At 42.8% G+C, this 15,433-nt stretch carries 14 protein-coding genes; 9 read left to right on the top strand and 5 right to left on the bottom strand.

The window, feature by feature from the left end; all coding sequences use genetic code 11:
- Nucleotides 1–30: 30 nt before the first annotated feature.
- Nucleotides 31–666: a phosphoribosylanthranilate isomerase gene (locus HC643_RS10510; RefSeq protein ID WP_038079202.1), complete on the bottom strand. Its 636-nt coding sequence runs from the start codon at nucleotides 664–666 to the stop codon at nucleotides 31–33.
- A 270-nt stretch (nucleotides 667–936) separates the two neighbouring features.
- Between HC643_RS10510 and psaK (HC643_RS10505) the strand changes: the two genes are divergently transcribed.
- The 3 genes from psaK (HC643_RS10505) (at nucleotide 937) to HC643_RS10495 (ending at nucleotide 3,379) form a co-directional block, all read left to right on the top strand.
- Nucleotides 937–1,191: a photosystem I reaction center subunit PsaK gene (gene psaK, locus HC643_RS10505; protein WP_038079203.1), complete on the top strand. Its 255-nt coding sequence runs from the start codon at nucleotides 937–939 to the stop codon at nucleotides 1,189–1,191.
- Between the two features lie 414 nt (nucleotides 1,192–1,605).
- Complete coding sequence (gene psaK / locus HC643_RS10500; protein WP_050046151.1) at nucleotides 1,606–1,884, top strand: photosystem I reaction center subunit PsaK; 279 nt, start codon at nucleotides 1,606–1,608, stop codon at nucleotides 1,882–1,884.
- A gap of 301 nt (nucleotides 1,885–2,185) precedes the next feature.
- Complete coding sequence (locus tag HC643_RS10495; RefSeq protein WP_038079205.1) at nucleotides 2,186–3,379, top strand: site-2 protease family protein; 1,194 nt, start codon at nucleotides 2,186–2,188, stop codon at nucleotides 3,377–3,379.
- A 299-nt stretch (nucleotides 3,380–3,678) separates the two neighbouring features.
- On the opposite strand, the gene HC643_RS10490 is transcribed toward HC643_RS10495, so the two are convergent.
- Complete coding sequence (locus HC643_RS10490) at nucleotides 3,679–3,951, bottom strand: hypothetical protein (RefSeq protein ID WP_038079206.1); 273 nt, start codon at nucleotides 3,949–3,951, stop codon at nucleotides 3,679–3,681.
- Nucleotides 3,952–4,114: 163 nt separating this feature from the next.
- On the opposite strand from HC643_RS10490, the gene purU reads away from it, so the two are divergent.
- Nucleotides 4,115–4,969: a formyltetrahydrofolate deformylase gene (gene purU, locus HC643_RS10485; RefSeq protein WP_038079207.1), complete on the top strand. Its 855-nt coding sequence runs from the start codon at nucleotides 4,115–4,117 to the stop codon at nucleotides 4,967–4,969.
- A 10-nt stretch (nucleotides 4,970–4,979) separates the two neighbouring features.
- On the opposite strand, the gene HC643_RS10480 is transcribed toward purU, so the two are convergent.
- Nucleotides 4,980–5,585, bottom strand: coding sequence for a class I SAM-dependent methyltransferase (locus HC643_RS10480; RefSeq protein ID WP_038079209.1), 606 nt, complete (start codon nucleotides 5,583–5,585; stop codon nucleotides 4,980–4,982).
- A 107-nt stretch (nucleotides 5,586–5,692) separates the two neighbouring features.
- Here HC643_RS10480 and HC643_RS10475 point away from each other — a divergent pair, with 107 nt between their 5' ends.
- From HC643_RS10475 to HC643_RS10460, 4 genes are all read left to right on the top strand, one after another.
- Complete coding sequence (locus tag HC643_RS10475) at nucleotides 5,693–5,920, top strand: hypothetical protein (RefSeq protein ID WP_038079211.1); 228 nt, start codon at nucleotides 5,693–5,695, stop codon at nucleotides 5,918–5,920.
- Nucleotides 5,921–6,149: 229 nt separating this feature from the next.
- Nucleotides 6,150–8,294 carry an AAA-like domain-containing protein gene (locus HC643_RS10470; RefSeq protein WP_050046152.1) on the top strand — a complete coding sequence of 715 codons (2,145 nt, stop codon included), beginning with the start codon at nucleotides 6,150–6,152 and terminating at the stop codon, nucleotides 8,292–8,294.
- A complete protein-coding gene (locus HC643_RS10465) occupies nucleotides 8,287–11,976 on the top strand; it encodes a P83/100 family protein (RefSeq protein ID WP_167844653.1) in 3,690 nt (1,229 codons plus the stop codon). Before HC643_RS10470 ends, HC643_RS10465 begins: the two co-directional genes overlap by 8 nt.
- 415 nt (nucleotides 11,977–12,391) lie before the next feature.
- Nucleotides 12,392–12,646: a hypothetical protein gene (locus HC643_RS10460; RefSeq protein WP_038099013.1), complete on the top strand. Its 255-nt coding sequence runs from the start codon at nucleotides 12,392–12,394 to the stop codon at nucleotides 12,644–12,646.
- Between the two features lie 85 nt (nucleotides 12,647–12,731).
- Here the strand turns inward: HC643_RS10460 and HC643_RS10455 are convergent, their stop codons facing one another.
- The gene (locus HC643_RS10455) at nucleotides 12,732–13,532 is read right to left on the bottom strand and encodes a DUF4058 family protein (protein WP_038099012.1); all 801 of its coding nucleotides are present in this window, start codon (nucleotides 13,530–13,532) and stop codon (nucleotides 12,732–12,734) included.
- 149 nt (nucleotides 13,533–13,681) lie between these two features.
- Between HC643_RS10455 and HC643_RS10450 the strand changes: the two genes are divergently transcribed.
- Nucleotides 13,682–14,389 (top strand): ATP-dependent Zn protease, encoded by a 708-nt coding sequence (locus HC643_RS10450; protein WP_038099010.1) that lies wholly within the window; start codon nucleotides 13,682–13,684, stop codon nucleotides 14,387–14,389.
- Here HC643_RS10450 and HC643_RS10445 read toward each other — a convergent pair.
- Nucleotides 14,382–15,416 (bottom strand): GGDEF domain-containing protein, encoded by a 1,035-nt coding sequence (locus HC643_RS10445; RefSeq protein WP_038099007.1) that lies wholly within the window; start codon nucleotides 15,414–15,416, stop codon nucleotides 14,382–14,384. The genes HC643_RS10450 and HC643_RS10445 overlap by 8 nt on opposite strands.
- Nucleotides 15,417–15,433: the final 17 nt, after the last annotated feature.

Here is a 15,433-nt window from a genome sequence, read left to right as displayed (position 1 = left end):
TTGTGAGAAATTACCATCAACCACTAACTACTAACTACTCACTACTTTCAATTTCTCAAATAACTTCGCCACTTTATCTAAATCTTTATCTCCAGGGGCGCGTTCTACTCCACTCGAGAGATCGATGCCATTGGGGTGAACTTGATTGAGAGCGTCAAGAATGTTGTCTGGAGTTAATCCCCCTGCTAAAAACCAAGGACAGCCAGGACTAAATTGCTCCAACATAGCCCAGTCTAAAGTTATACCCGTACCACCTAGTTGTTGTGGATGGTACGCGTCTAATAGTACAGTATCTACGTAATTTGTATAAGAACTTACTTTTTCCAGGTCTTCAGTACCGCGAATTCTTAGAGCTTTTAAAATCTCTACATCGGGCAAATATTCGCGTAACTGTAAAACAAATTCTGGAGATTCATCTCCATGCAGTTGAGCGCCAGTTAACCCAGAATCAAGGACTGTTTGCTTAATTTCTTCCAGGGAAGCATTAGCAAAAACCCCGATTTTATCTACGTTTTCCGGCAATTGTTCTACAACAGCCCGAATTTGCTCTACATTGACATAGCGCGGTGAAGATGGGACACACATGAATCCTAAAGCGGTAGCACCCAAAGAGGCAATTGTTTTGCCTTGTTCTGGTTGAGTAATTCCGCAAATCTTAATTCGCATATAATTTTTTTCTCCAAATCAACCAATACGATAACAGGTTGGGGTTAAGGAATTCCGCAAATCTTAATTCACATGGAAATTTTTAGGGTATGTATTAATGAATACGATAAGCAAATTGTATAAAAAAATTTCAGTTTTCCCTTTATTGATTTTATAATTCTTGTGGTTTACACAAACAGCGATCGGCATCCAACCATGAGCGATAAACTACGGTCGATCGCTTATGGGTGTTGACCGCTCGGCTTATTCATTGTCTGAAGGAGAAAGCTCTTGACTCTATTAACTTTACTAGCAGCCGCCGCAACAGTTCCCGCAACACCGGCAATCAATACGACTGTGGCAGCAATCATCAGCGTCAGCTGTTTAGTATCCGTTTTACTAGCAACGAGGATTGAAAAGCCTCAAGTTGGTTTTAAGTTGCCTGTACTGCCCCTCAGTATTCCAGCTTTCATCGGTGCTATGTGTTTTGGCCATATTATCGGGGTTGGAATCGTATTGGGTTTGACCAACATTGGTGCTATTTAACAATGACCTTGCAGGTTCGCTAGTTGCTTAGTAGTCTGTCGCAAAAGTTTTGATAGGCTGTCAAAACTTCGCACACCTCGTTCCCAGGCTCCGCCTGGGATGCCTTACAGGAGGCTCCGCCTCCAGTGGAGCACTCTGCAGAGCCTCGCAGTTTTCATTCTCAGCCAGAGACACCGGAACCAGAGAGAAACGAAGTCGGGGATTTTGTTCAGTTAAAGAGTTGTAGCAATTTTGCTCTAACTAAAGGGAGAGATTAATTCCTCTCCTCCGATGGAAGATTGATTACCGTCGTCAGAAGGAGCATAAGCAAAGGTTGTAGAGACGCATTTATACGGCGTACTCGGGTTTTGTTGCAGAGCAAAGTTGTATTGCGCCTCTACGCCAGGAACTTTACATTTTGCCGGAGGACGAGTCGTGATTTCATCTTTGTTATTAGCTGTTCAATCTACAACTCCCAACACTGGTGTTGGTTTAAACTTTAGTGGCACGGTAATTATTGTTATCAGCAGTCTGTTAGCTCTGTTTATTATTCCCAGAGTGGTCCGCTTTCCCCATGTAGGTCCCAAAATGCCTCTGCCCTTCCCTTCTTTGTTTAACAATCCTAGTGTTGGTACATTCCTCGCAGCCATGAGTACAGGTCACTTGATTGGTGTTGGTGCAGTTTTGGGCTTAACCAATCTAGGTCGTATTTAGATTTTTACAATTTTAATAATCCCGAAAAGGTGGGTAGGTCTTTTTACTTGCAGATTGGCGTGCAAAGTAAAAAGACCTACCACCTTTTGTTTTTAATTCTTAAAATGGCTCAGTCTTATTTGAGATTTGTTCTCTAGCAGTAATTGTTTATTCTAGAAGTAGAGCATCACAAAAGTGCAATTGCCAATTTTTCCAATCTCAGTCGGGAATGATTGGTGCGACACAACTATATAAGTAAAAAAAAACACAAGTAATATATGTTTTTGGTTAGTTGTAAACGTGTAGATTTTGGGAAAATATAATGCAAACAAATTGGAAAATTGGGTCTTTATTTGGAATTCCACTGTTTTTAGACCCTCTATGGTTTGTCATATTAGGGCTGGCAACCCTTAACTTTGGGGTCGCTTACCAAAGATGGGGTCCCGTGCTGGCTTGGAGTGCTGGAATTGTCATGGCACTACTGTTATTTGGTTCGGTTCTGCTACATGAATTGGGTCACAGTTTGGTAGCGCGATCGCAAGGTATAAAAGTCAATTCCATCACCTTGTTTTTATTTGGTGGAATTGCTGCTATCGAAGAAGAATCCAAAACTCCAGGAAAAGCATTTCAAGTGGCAATTGCCGGTCCGGCTGTAAGTGTTGGCTTGTTTTTTCTTTTAAGATTGTTGGTAACTGTTTTACCAGAAAATAGCCCCGCGAGTGTGATGATAGGGGATTTATCAAGAATCAATCTAGTTTTGGCACTTTTCAACCTGATTCCGGGTTTGCCTTTAGATGGGGGACAAGTGTTGAAAGCCGCACTGTGGAAAGCAACAGGCAATCGCTTTCAAGCTGTGAAGTTAGCAGCAAGAGCAGGGCAAATTTTAGGCTATGGTGCGATCGCTCTTGGCTTGGCTGTTGATTACTTTACCGGAGAGTTAGTCACTGGGTTGTGGATAGCTCTACTTGGTTGGTTTGGCATCCGCAATGCCAGCAGTTACGATCGCGTCACTGTTTTACAAGAAACCTTACTGAGTTTGGTGGCTTCCAATGCCATGACAAGGGACTTTCGCGTTGTAGACGCCAACCAAACTTTACGTTCCTTTGCCGATGCCTACTTGTTAGATGGCAATCCTTTAGAAGTTTATTATGCTGAATTGGATGGACGTTACCGTGGGATGGTTAACCTAGAGGATTTGCGTTTGATAGAAAGAAGTCAATGGGAAACTCTAACGGTGCAAAGCATTGTACATCCTCTGACAGAAATTCCCACCGTCACCGAGTTAACTTCTGTTGTTGATGTTATTAACAAGCTAGAAAATGAACAGTTACAGCGCATTACCGTACTTTCTCCTGCAGGTGCTGTTTCTGGTGTCATCGATCGAGGAGATCTTGTCCGGGCTTTAGCTCAAAAGTTAAATTTGCGGGTAACGGAAGCCGAAATTAAGCGCATCAAAGAGGAAGGGAGTTTTCCTCCCGGTTTTCAATTGGGTACTATCGCCAAATCTACACAATGAGCTTTTGGGCTTGGTTAGTTGTTGGTAGTTAGCAGGGGTGGTAGCAGTGTCCACCCCTACACCACAGGAAGTTTTAAAGATTTTTTGATTTAACAATACCTCATCCTTAAAGAGCCCCCCATCTCCCCCAACCCCAGCTAGGTTGGTGTAAAGATCTCTAGAAAAGAAATGAAACATCGTGAAAAGGGAGAATTGGAATTAAGTTCCCCCCTTTGCTAAGGGGGGTTAGGGGGGATCGAAACCGCAAGAATCACTATATAAGACTTGTATATACCACCGTAGCCTCAAGTCCTTAAAAACTACTTATCCTGTAACCTAGAGTTTGATGAAGCAAGTAATGAATCAATAACTTCTTTATGTTTTTGATGAAACTTTAAAACTTCCAGATACGCAAAAGGCACTACAATAGGCCAGAAAACGGTAGCCATGACTAAAATAATCGTAGAGAAAACCCTTTCCTCAGACGTCATTTCTGCATCTGCTATAAAAAAATCCAGCCATTTTTGGAAGAAAGAAAAAGCCATGAAAACGTAAAATAGAAGAGCTATATAAAGAGGAATAGTTGACATCATGATAATTTTTATATAAAGAAAATTGAGTGTAGCAGACTGTAGTTTTACAATTACGCAATGATAGATATTATCTTGCGGAGCAATTCATTAAGAAACCTGAAAAATACTGAGCTATCCTTTTGTTCTTGCTTACCAGCTCAATTATGTCGTAGCATGAGTCATCATGACTACTCCCACAGCAACGTTACTTATATCTTGCCCCGACAGACGGGGACTCGTGGCGAAAATCGCCAACTTCATCCACACCTATGGTGGAAATATAATCCACGCGGATCAACATACAGATTTCGCAGCTCAGTTGTTTCTCACTCGCATTGAATGGCAGTTAGAGGGATTTCATTTACCCCGTGACCTCATTGCGCCAGCGTTTAACGCCATAGCCCAACCCTTAGAAGCCAAATGGGAACTCCACTTTTCTGATACAGTTAAGCGCATTGCCATTTGGGTGAGCAAACAAGACCATTGCCTGTTTGATTTGATTTGGCGACAACGAGCAAAAGAGTTTACTGCTGAAATTCCCCTTATTCTTAGCAATCATCCCAATTTAAAAGGTGTCGCCGAGCAATTTGGCATTGACTATCACTACATCCCAATTAATAAGGATAACAAACAAGAACAGGAAGCCAAACAGCTAGAACTGCTGCATCAGTATCAAATTGACCTGGTTGTCTTGGCAAAATATATGCAAATTTTGAGCCAAGAATTTATTGTTCGTTTTCCCCACATAATTAATATTCACCACTCATTTTTGCCAGCTTTTGTTGGTGCTAATCCCTATCATAAAGCTTTTGAAAGAGGTGTTAAAATTATTGGAGCAACAGCACACTATGTCACTGCGGATCTAGATGCAGGACCCATTATCGAGCAAGATGTAGTCCGCGTCAGCCATCGAGATGAAGTAGAAGATTTGATTAGAAAAGGCAAAGATCTAGAGCGAATTGTGCTGGCTAGAGCAGTGCGATCGCATTTAGGAAATCGCGTTTTAGTTTATGGAAATCGGACAGTTGTATTTGAGTGATTTCTTATATCTACTGTCTTTCCAAAATACAGAACAATGCTTTTGGGAGCGGGTCTAAAGTACCTTGATAGACAGTTTCTTGGACAGACACAATCTTGAAACCATGAGTAAAAATCTCTCTAATTTCTTCAGGGGTAAATCGATAGGGACCGGGTTCTCTTTTCTCTAAATGACTAAAGCATTTTAAAAACAAAAAACCTTTGTGTTTAATTAAACTGCGTACAGCCCTAACATAGTCTTGTCTGAGATCTGGAGGAAGCACGTGAAAACAGCCCCGGTCAAAGACAAAATCAAATTCCTGGGAAAGATTGCTGTGAAGAATATCGTCTTCTCTAAAAGTAATATCTAAGCCCTCTTTTTTAGCTACAATTTGAGCTTGATTGATGGCTGTCGCTGAAATATCCGTAGCAGTCACTTTGTAGCCACGTTCCGCTAATATTATTGCTTGAGTCCCCGGACCCGTACCGAGATCCAAAGCCATTCCTGTAGAAATATTGAGCTTTGTTAACGCTTCGTCAAGATCGCTATCTAAATCGGGATTGAACCAGGGCATGGATTCTACCTGACCTTCCCGATATAATTTATCCCAATCAGGAAACTCTCGTTGTTGATTCATAATGTCTCATCCTAGATATAACCTCAAGCCTACCTTAAGTCAGAGGTAGGTCAGTCAGTGTATTTATTAGATTAAACAGAACTGTTTAGTTGAGGCACCATTGGTTTATGGACTTTAAATACAGATGGAAAAATGGTCATCAACCAACCCGAGATAGAGCAGCAACTAGCGACTCACTCCTAGATAAAGGACAATTTACTAGCAAAAAAGATTGGCAAATAGCAGAGCAAGATGCTCGCAAGCGTCTCGGCGTCCCAGCAAAAACGATGGATGCGGATCGTTCTGTACTTCCTCATGCTCCTTCTACTGATATCGATGACGATAATTTCTTGTAAATTGACAATCGCATTACCCAAAAGGTTTGATATTAAGGGCGCAAGGCATTGCGCCCTTACGTTTTTTTCAGCACCCAAAATCCTTACTAAGGACGAATGACCAATGACTAATGACAATCTTTAAGTAAATTTCTGCATAAGTTAAACTTTTTTTCACCTATTATGAAGTAAGTATCGCGACCTACAGGCACCAGGAGTCAATAGAAAAAAAGTACACCCAGTCCCCAGCATGAGAGACAGTCCGTTTGTTAAAACCATATTGATTCTGGCTGCAAACCCTAAAAATACCTCTCGATTGCGCTTGGATAAAGAGGTACAGGAGATTGATGAAGGTTTGCGACGAGCGAACAAACGCGAACAATTTAAATTAGAGCAAAGATGGGCAGTCAGATCTCGTGACTTTTACCGGGCAATTCTTGACACTCAACCCCAAATCGTTCACTTTTGCGGGCATGGTGCAGGGGAGGATGGTATTGTTTTGGAGGATGAGGCAGGGGAAGCCGCACTGGTGCAAGGCAATGAATTGGCAAGTATGTTTAAGCTGTTTGCTTCAGAAAGTGTTGAGTGTGTGGTACTCAATGCCTGCTATTCTGAAGGACAAGCAGAAGCGATCGCGCAACACGTCAGTTATACGATCGGAACAAATCAGACAATCGGGGATAATGCAGCTATTGCTTTTTCTAGAGCATTTTACGATGCCCTAGCAGCTGGGAAAACCATTGAATATGCTTTTGAACTGGGGAGTGCTTGTTTGGTTGGTTTATCAGAACATCAAACTCCCGTACTTAAGAAAAAATCACAAGATGAATTGTCTTCCTTGAAAAAGGAAATTGAGAAACTACCCGATACCAAACCAACAGAACGCAAGCACATTTTTATCAGTTACAAGCGCAACGCCGAGCCTGATGAAGCAGTCGCTTTAGAACTATATCACTCCCTGTCGCAACACCATGAAGTTTTTATCGACCAAAGAATGGTAGTGGGGACTCGTTGGGCTGAATGTATAGAAAAGCAATTGCGTAAATCTGATTTTCTGATTGTTTTTCTTTCCTCTCATTCCGTTCACAGCGAGATGGTAGGGTTGGAAATTCAAAAGGCGCACGAGTTAGCACAACTACAGGGAGGACGCCCTGCTATTCTTCCCGTGCGTTTGGCATATCGAGAACAGTTTCAATATCCCTTAAGTGCTTACCTAGATTCCATCAACTGGGCTTTTTGGCAAGATGACAGCGATACGCCACGCTTGATAGCAGAGTTAACTCAAGTGATTTCAGGCGGTGAATTGAGTATTGGCGAAGCACAAAAGCCTAGTTTGTTGAGGGTTAGTGAGGCATCGCCCTTTCCCCGTCCCTTCCCTTCTGCACAATTGGAAATGCCAGAAGGGACGATGGACAGTGAATCTCAATTTTATGTAGAAAGGTCTTGCGATGCGATCGCATTACGAACCATCGAACAAAAAGGAGTCACCATCGCAATCAAAGGATCGAGACAAGTTGGCAAAAGTTCGCTGTTGATTCGCATCAAAGAAACAGCCGAGCAAGCAGGTAAGCGAGTAGCGTTTTTAGATTTCCAACTGTTTGACAAAGCAGCCCTGCAAGATGGCGAACTTTTCTTCCGCCAGTTTTGCTCTTGGGTTACCGATGAACTCGATATGGAAGATCGAGTGGATGAATATTGGAGTACTCCGTTGGGGAATACTCAACGCTGTACTCGTTATATCAGTCGCCACATACTAAAAGGATTGGGGAAACAACCATTGGTTTTAGCAATGGATGAAGTCGATAAAGTGTTTGACGCTGTGTTTCGCAATGATTTCTTTGGGATGTTGCGGAGTTGGCATAACTGTCGCGCCACAACCCCCATTTGGAAAAACTTTGACCTCACTCTAGTTACTTCTACAGAACCCTATCAACTTATAGACGATCTCAACCAGTCCCCCTTTAACGTCGGACAAGTGATAGAAATGGAAGATTTTAGCCCCCAACAGGTAGCAGATCTTAACCAGAGTCACGGTTTGCCTTTTAACGCAAGTGAGGAAAGACGATTGATTGGGTTACTCGGAGGGCATCCTTATTTGATCCGGCGATCGCTCTACTTAGTAGCAATTCAGCAAACTTCCCCAAGTGAGTTATTTGCCAATGCGACTCATGATAGCGGACCTTTCGGAGATCACTTACGCCATCACCTCTCACTGTTACATAATAAAACAGAATTAATCCAAGGTTTGTTAGAAATTATTCGTCAAAACCACTGTGCTGATAAACGGATCTTTTGGCGATTGCGGGGAGCAGGATTAGTGAGAGAAGAAGGAAAAGCGATCGTTCCGCGCTGTCAGTTATATGCCGAGTACTTCCGGGAGAATTTGCGTGAGTAAAGCAAGTATTTACACAGTTGGCGGAACCGTACAGGCTAATCAAAACGGTGTTTACATTTCCCGTCAAGCCGATGAGGAATTGCTCGCACTATGTCGGGAAAGTAAGTTTTCTTACATTCTCACCTCAAGGCAAATGGGTAAATCTAGTTTGATGGTGAGAACTGTAGAACGACTTGCCGAAGAAGAAATTCAATCCGTTGTCATCGACGTAACACAGATTGGTACACAAGTCACCGCTGAACAGTGGTATTTAGGGTTACTCACTATCATTGAAGGAACTTTATTATTAGACACAGATGTGGTGCAGTGGTGGCAAGGACGTGCTCATTTAGGCTTTACCCAAAGGTTAACCCTATTTTTTCGAGAGGTGCTTTTACCAGAAGTAGCGACACCTATAGTGATTTTTGTAGACGAAATTGATACGACTTTAAGCCTTAATTTTACGGATGACTTTTTTGCCGCCGTTCGTTCTTTATACGTTGCCCGTGCTTCAGAACCGGAATTTCATCGTCTTTCCTTTGTATTGATTGGTGTGGCAACTCCCGGCGATTTAATACGCGATCCCAAGAGGACACCCTTTAATATCGGTCAGCTTGTTGACCTGACAGATTTTACTTTTGAAGAAGCAAAACCCCTAGCTGAAGGATTAGATTTACCAAAAGATGAAGCATTGCAAGTTTTGGGATGGGTACTGAGATGGACGGGAGGGCATCCTTATTTAACACAACGGCTATGTAGCATAATTAGACAAAAAGAGCAGAAAAGTTGGTCGCAAGCAGATGTTGATGGTGTAGTCAGCAGCAACTTTTTTGGGAAAATGAGCGAGCAAGATAATAACTTGCAGTTTGTGCGGGATATGTTGACCAAACGCGCACCAGATGAAGAAGGTGTGCTGACGACTTATCGCAGCATTCGTCGGGGTAGGCTACCCGTTTTAGATGAAGAAAGGTCGCTCGTGAAATCGCATCTCAAGCTTTCAGGTGTGGTCAAGCGAGAGGGTGCGATATTGAAGGTGAGAAATCAAATTTATCACAGGGTGTTTGATTTAAAGTGGGTCAATCAACACTTACCGTTGAAGTTGCGGGATTTGTGGGAACGCCTCAAGCCGTCACAACCCTTGCTTGTAACAGGGTTATTAATTTTTTCTGTTTCTATGGGGGTACTAGCTTGGTATGCAGAAATGAAACGTCGAGAAGTAAAAAAGCAAAGCGATAATGCTACACAAAACGCACAGTTAGCACAACAAAACGAGCAAGAAGCACAGAAAGCTCTAAGACGTGCTAAAACATTACAAAAAGAAGAAGAAAAGCAACGTCAACTAGCAGAACAACGAGGAAAACAGTTAGCTGATTCTCTCCAAAAAACTAAACTAGCTCAACAAGCAGAAACAAAGCAGCGCCAACTAGCAGAACAACGAGGAAAACAGTTAGCTGATTCTCTTCAAGAAACCCAACTTACCCAACAAGCTGAAGCAAAGCAACGCCAACTAGCAGAACAACGAGGAAAACAGTTAGCTAATTCTCTTCAAAAAACCCAAGCTGCAGAAAAATTAGCAGTACAACGACAGCAAGAAGCTCAAAAGCAACGAGATATTGCCAAGCAAAGAGAAACAGAAGCAAACAATGCTAAAGTACAAGCCGAAAAACTACAAGTCAATTCAGAAATTGAGGCACAAAGTTTAACAACAGAAAACATTTTGAATTCCTACCCTGAACTTGAGGCTTTAGCCGCAGGTTTAAAATTGGGAAAAAAGGTGAAAAGCAAGAAATTAGAAGGTGAGACTCGATCCAAGGCAATCTCTGTTTTATATAGGATTGTTTACGAGATCAAAGAACGAAATCGTTTTGAAGTGCATGGTAATTTTGTCAATAGTGTAGCTGTAGCCTTCAGCCCAGATGGCAAGACCATTGCCACTGCTAGTGATGACAGTACGGTACGCTTGTGGAATCTTAAAGGTGAATCCCTTCAAACCCTCATCGGGCATAGCAAAGTTGTCAATAGTGTAGCCTTCAGCCCAGATGGCAAGACCATTGCCACTGCTAGTGATGACAGTACGGTACGCTTGTGGAATCTTAAAGGTGAATCCCTTCAAACCCTCATCGGGCATAGCGGAGTTGTCACTAGTGTAGCTTTCAACCCAGATGGCAAGACCATTGCCACTGCTAGTGATGACAAAACGGTACGCTTGTGGAATCTTAAAGGTGAATCCCTTCAAACTCTCACCGGGCATAGCGGTACTGTCTTAAGTGTAGCCTTTAGCCCAGATAGTAAGACTATTGCTACTGCTAGTTCTGACAGTACGGTACGCTTGTGGAATCTTAAAGGTGAATCCCTTCAAACCCTCATCGGGCAGAGCGGAGTTGTCACTAGTGTAGCTTTCAGCCCAGATGGCAAGACTATTGCTACTGCAAGTTCTGACAATACGGTACGCTTGTGGAATCTTAAAGGTGAATCCCTTCAAACTCTCACCGGACATAGCAAAGTTGTCAATAGTGTAGCCTTTAGCCCAGATGGCAAGACTATTGCTACTGCAAGTTCTGACAGAACGGTACGCTTGTGGAATCTTAAAGGTGAATCCCTTCAAACCCTCATTGGGCATAACGGAGTTGTCTATAGTGTAGCTTTCGGCTCAGATGGCAAGACCATTGCCACTGCAAGTTCTGACAGAACGGTACGCTTGTGGAATCTTAAAGGTGAATCCCTTCAAACCCTCATTGGGCATAGCGGTACTGTCTGGAGCGTAGCCTTCAGCCCAGATGGCAAGACCATTGCCACTGCAAGTTCTGACAGAACGGTACGCTTGTGGAATCTTAAAGGTGAATCCCTTCAAACTCTCAACCAGCATAGTGGAGTTGTCTATAATGTAGTCTTTAGCCCAGATGGCAAGACCATTGCCACTGCAAGTTCTGACAGAACGGTACGCTTGTGGAATCTCAAAGGTGAATCCCTTCAAACCCTCACCGGACATAGCGGAGATGTCTTAAGTGTAGCCTTTAGCTCAGATGGTAAGACTATTGCCACTGCAAGTGATGACAAAACGGTACGCTTGTGGAATCTTAAAGGTGAATCCCTTCAAACTCTCACCGGGCATAGCGGTAGTGTCAATAGTGTAGCCTTCAGCCCAGATGGCAAGACCATTGCCACTGCAAGTTCTGACAGAACGGTACGCTTGTGGAATCTCAAAGGTGAATCCCTTCAAACTCTCACCGGGCATGGCGGGGTTGTCGCTAGTGTAGCCTTCAGCCCAGATGGCAAGACCATTGCTACTGCAAGTTCTGACAGTACGGTACGCTTGTGGAATTTTAAAGGTAAATCCCTTCAAACCCTCATCGGGCAGAGCGGAGTTGTCGCTAGTGTAGCCTTCAACCCAGATGGCAAGACCATTGCCACTGCAAGTTCTGACAGTACGGTACGCTTGTGGAATCTTAAAGGTAAATCCCTTCAAACCCTCACCGGGCATAGCGGAGATGTCTTAAGTGTAGCCTTTAGCCCAGATGGCAAGACCATTGCCACTGCAAGTGATGACAAAACGGTACGCTTGTGGAATTTCGATTTGGACGATTTACTCGCAAAGGGCTGTGCTTGGATTCATGACTATTGGACGTACAATTATCTGAAAAATAATCCCAACGCTAAGGAAGAAGATCGCAAATTGTGTGATGGAATTGGTATTTGGAAATAATCGCATCCAACGTTTGCATTTTTTTCTACAGCCCAGGCGAATGGAATTCGCGGCTATACAAGCAAAACCCCTCCGGGTTCACCAGTCCCCTACGGCGGGAGACCCGCCTGCAGGGCTGGATTCACCACCTGCGTGGGTTTTAATTAATTTTCACTAGTCCGCGTAGGCGGACTTCGTTTGTATAGTAGCGAATTCTATTCGCCCAATCCTTTTCTAAAAAAAATAATACAATGACGAATTGTGCGATCGCCTTTTTTAGAAATCTATCGGTTATCAAGTAGCTGCAAAGCTCCGAATTCTTAAAGAAGTCAGATTTGGAGCGCAACTGGCTATCTCTTTTATTTGAATTTCGAGCTAGTGCAGTCAACTGATTTATTCAATACTATTTATAGTAGAAAGTTAAGAGAAAATATTTATGCATAGCGTAACAAGACGTTATCATGTTAGTGAAGATGGTATTTTGCATTTAGATGTTCCAATCGGGCTAACTAATGCAGAGTTAGAAGTCACTGTCACATTTCAAGCGATCGCATTAAGCAATTTAGAAAATAACACGCAAGGTAAAGGATGGCCTCCTAATTTTTTTGAAGAGACTTTTGGAGCCTGTAAAGACGAGCCCATAGTTATTGATGGGGACGGAATTTTTGATGATAACGAAGAATTAACATGAAGTATTTATTGGATACAAATTTTTGTGTAAGATATTTAAACGGTGAATCAAAAATACTTCAACTATGTAATATAACGGGAATTTTTTATTTTCTGAATATCCCTAATCCTTTCTCTTGCAACAAAGTATTAGCCCAAGTTGCATCTGCTTCTTTAAGTGGTAACGTGCAAAGTTGAGAATAATCTATTCTCATGTCAAATCCTGCTTGGTCATAAACTTCGTTCAGTAAAGTTTGTAAATCTACGACTGGCTCAATGTCAAGAGGAACTAGCGGTAAGGGAAATGAAGGAATTGATTGTCGCAAACTAAAAGCATACAAATCGGATTCGGGACGGCGATCGCCACGACTAATAAGGATGCGATAATCGCTATTGGGCAAGCTTTCCATAATTGGCATAGATTTTCCACCCCGAAGCAAGTCAATTTCCACCAAATTGGTAATACTTGCTAGCACCTGACGGCGCTTGCGTTCGTATGCGTCTCTTCCTTCTCCCGCACGTTTGTTTTTTGGAGAAAGAAGCTCGACAACTGTAACTGCATAGTTCTTTCCCATCTCTCTAATTTCTAGATATTTTTCTTCGACAGTTTCAACCAATGGTACAGAGACCTTCACTGGTTCTTGTGTACTAACAGTTGTATTGGACGAAAAATCATTTGGAAAAGAACGCCCGAAAGTTGATTTCTGAGAAAACACTGTTACATCTGGAATGCCAACCAATAGATCGACTTCACTAAGGTAGGTCCGCTTTTCTACTGCTACGTGATACTTCGGACGGAGACTGGGCGCTAGAGCAATCGCGATCGCCATAATCAAGCGACTGTGTACTTCAAACCATAAATCGGGATGTTCGAGATAAGGATCGACTCCTGGAAATGGTGAAGACATGGCGCAACCTCAGAACTTAATACCCATCTTGACATTTCTGCTCTCCTGTGGGGAGAAATTTTTGGCTGAGTCTATCTTCTCGGTCAAGATTGACGCATAATATTAGAAACACATTAAGAAATATTACATTACATAACTCAATTTTTAATATGAGCAAAACTGCCCTAAATCTCATAGCAATCTCTGTCTTTGCCATGACTGTGTCCAGTTTGCTGGGACCGCTCGTTCACCTATCGCCTACAATCCCTGCAGTGGCGACCTTTACAGTTTTAGGAATCGCTACTCTCGATTCTTTCAGTTTGCAAGGACAGGGCGGTAATCTTCTTTTAGATTGGATGGCAAGTTTTTCACCCGAACACAGAGAACGTATCCTACATCATGAAGCCGGACACTTTCTTGTCGCTTACCTGTTGGGAATTCCAGTGGTTGGCTACACTCTCAGCGCTTGGGAAGCAATCAAACAAAAACAACCGGGACAAGGCGGTGTCAGTTTTGATGATGGGGAATTAGCATCTCAACTCGAACAAGGTAAGATAACTGCTCAAATGCTGGATCGTTATTGCACAACTTGGATGGCGGGTATTGCTGCAGAAACACTAGTTTATAACAATACTGAGGGGGGTGCTGACGATAAAAGCAAGCTCGCAGGAGTGTTGAAAAGTTTGGGATTTTCTGGAAGCAATACCAATCTCAAACAACGCTTTTGTCTCCTCCAAGCAAAAACTTTGTTGGAAGAACATTGGGCGGCGTACCAAGCCCTTGTCGATGTTATGCGACAAAGGGCTTCGGTTGCAGAGTGTACTCGCGTTCTGGAAACACGGGGAATAGGAACTCGGGAGTCAGACGTTCCTAACTGAAAAAAGAAGCAGTTTGGCGGTGTGGAGTATGGTGGAATGTGTGGCTGGTGCAACCGACAACGCGATCGCGCCCTGTTGCTTTCGCTACCAATAAGTTTTGATCCGCACGCTGAAGCAGGCTGACTCCCTTTGCATCGTCTTCTGCTTGCAAACTAGATATTCCCAAACTAATTGTGACGTTGAGAGAGAGTTTATTGTTGATGGCAAATGGTTCCTTGCTAACTATGGAATTGAGACGGTTTGCGACACCACACGCTTCGTCACAATTTGTATTGGGGAGAACTATCACAAATTCTTCTCCACCATAGCGAAATGGAGTATCTTGAACCCGCAAGTTGTGGCGCAACCGGCTGCAGAGCAATTGTAAAAGGCGATCGCCTACCAGATGACCGTAAGTATCATTAACTTTTTTAAAATAGTCTACGTCTAAAATAATTAAAGAGAGTTGAGTCCCATGACTGCGGGCTTTTTGAATTTGACTGGGTAAATCCCACTCCAACGCACGGCGATTTTTCAGTTCTGTCAGTGAGTCAGCTAGGGCTATAACCGAGAGAAAGTCGTTTTTTCTAATCAGTTCTCGATATTTTTCTGCTTTCCGCAATCCTACAGTTAAATGAGCTCGTAGCAAGCGATGGCGAGCCATTTCTTCTTGTAAAGACTCCTCACCTCCTGTTTCGAGACCCCAAATATACGCATCTGCTCCTTGGTGTAGAGCTAAGGATGTCATCTCCAATTCCCAATCCTCACTGCTTGTATTTCTCTGAGCAAGGACTTGGGGACGATCTTCAATCAGGATACAGTAAATCCAGGATAGCTTTGTTTGTTCTTTTAACCAATGACATAATTCCATACTGCCATCCCAACTAGCCCGTACCAGTAAAATATCTGGTGGGTTTAATGGAATGCGCGAAATCGCCTGCTTTAAATCGCTGATGAGTTCTACGCCAATAGAAGATGCATCTCGAATATCCTTTGGAAGGATAGCGAGAAAACTATCATCTCCAAAGATCAGAATGGAAATGTTCATTGTTTTACTTTTTGCCC

The sequence above is a fragment of the Tolypothrix bouteillei VB521301 genome, assembly GCF_000760695.4.
In the GTDB taxonomy this organism is placed as follows: Bacteria; Cyanobacteriota; Cyanobacteriia; order Cyanobacteriales; family Nostocaceae; genus Scytonema; species Scytonema bouteillei_A.
This window is presented reverse-complemented; position numbering and strand designations above follow the sequence as displayed.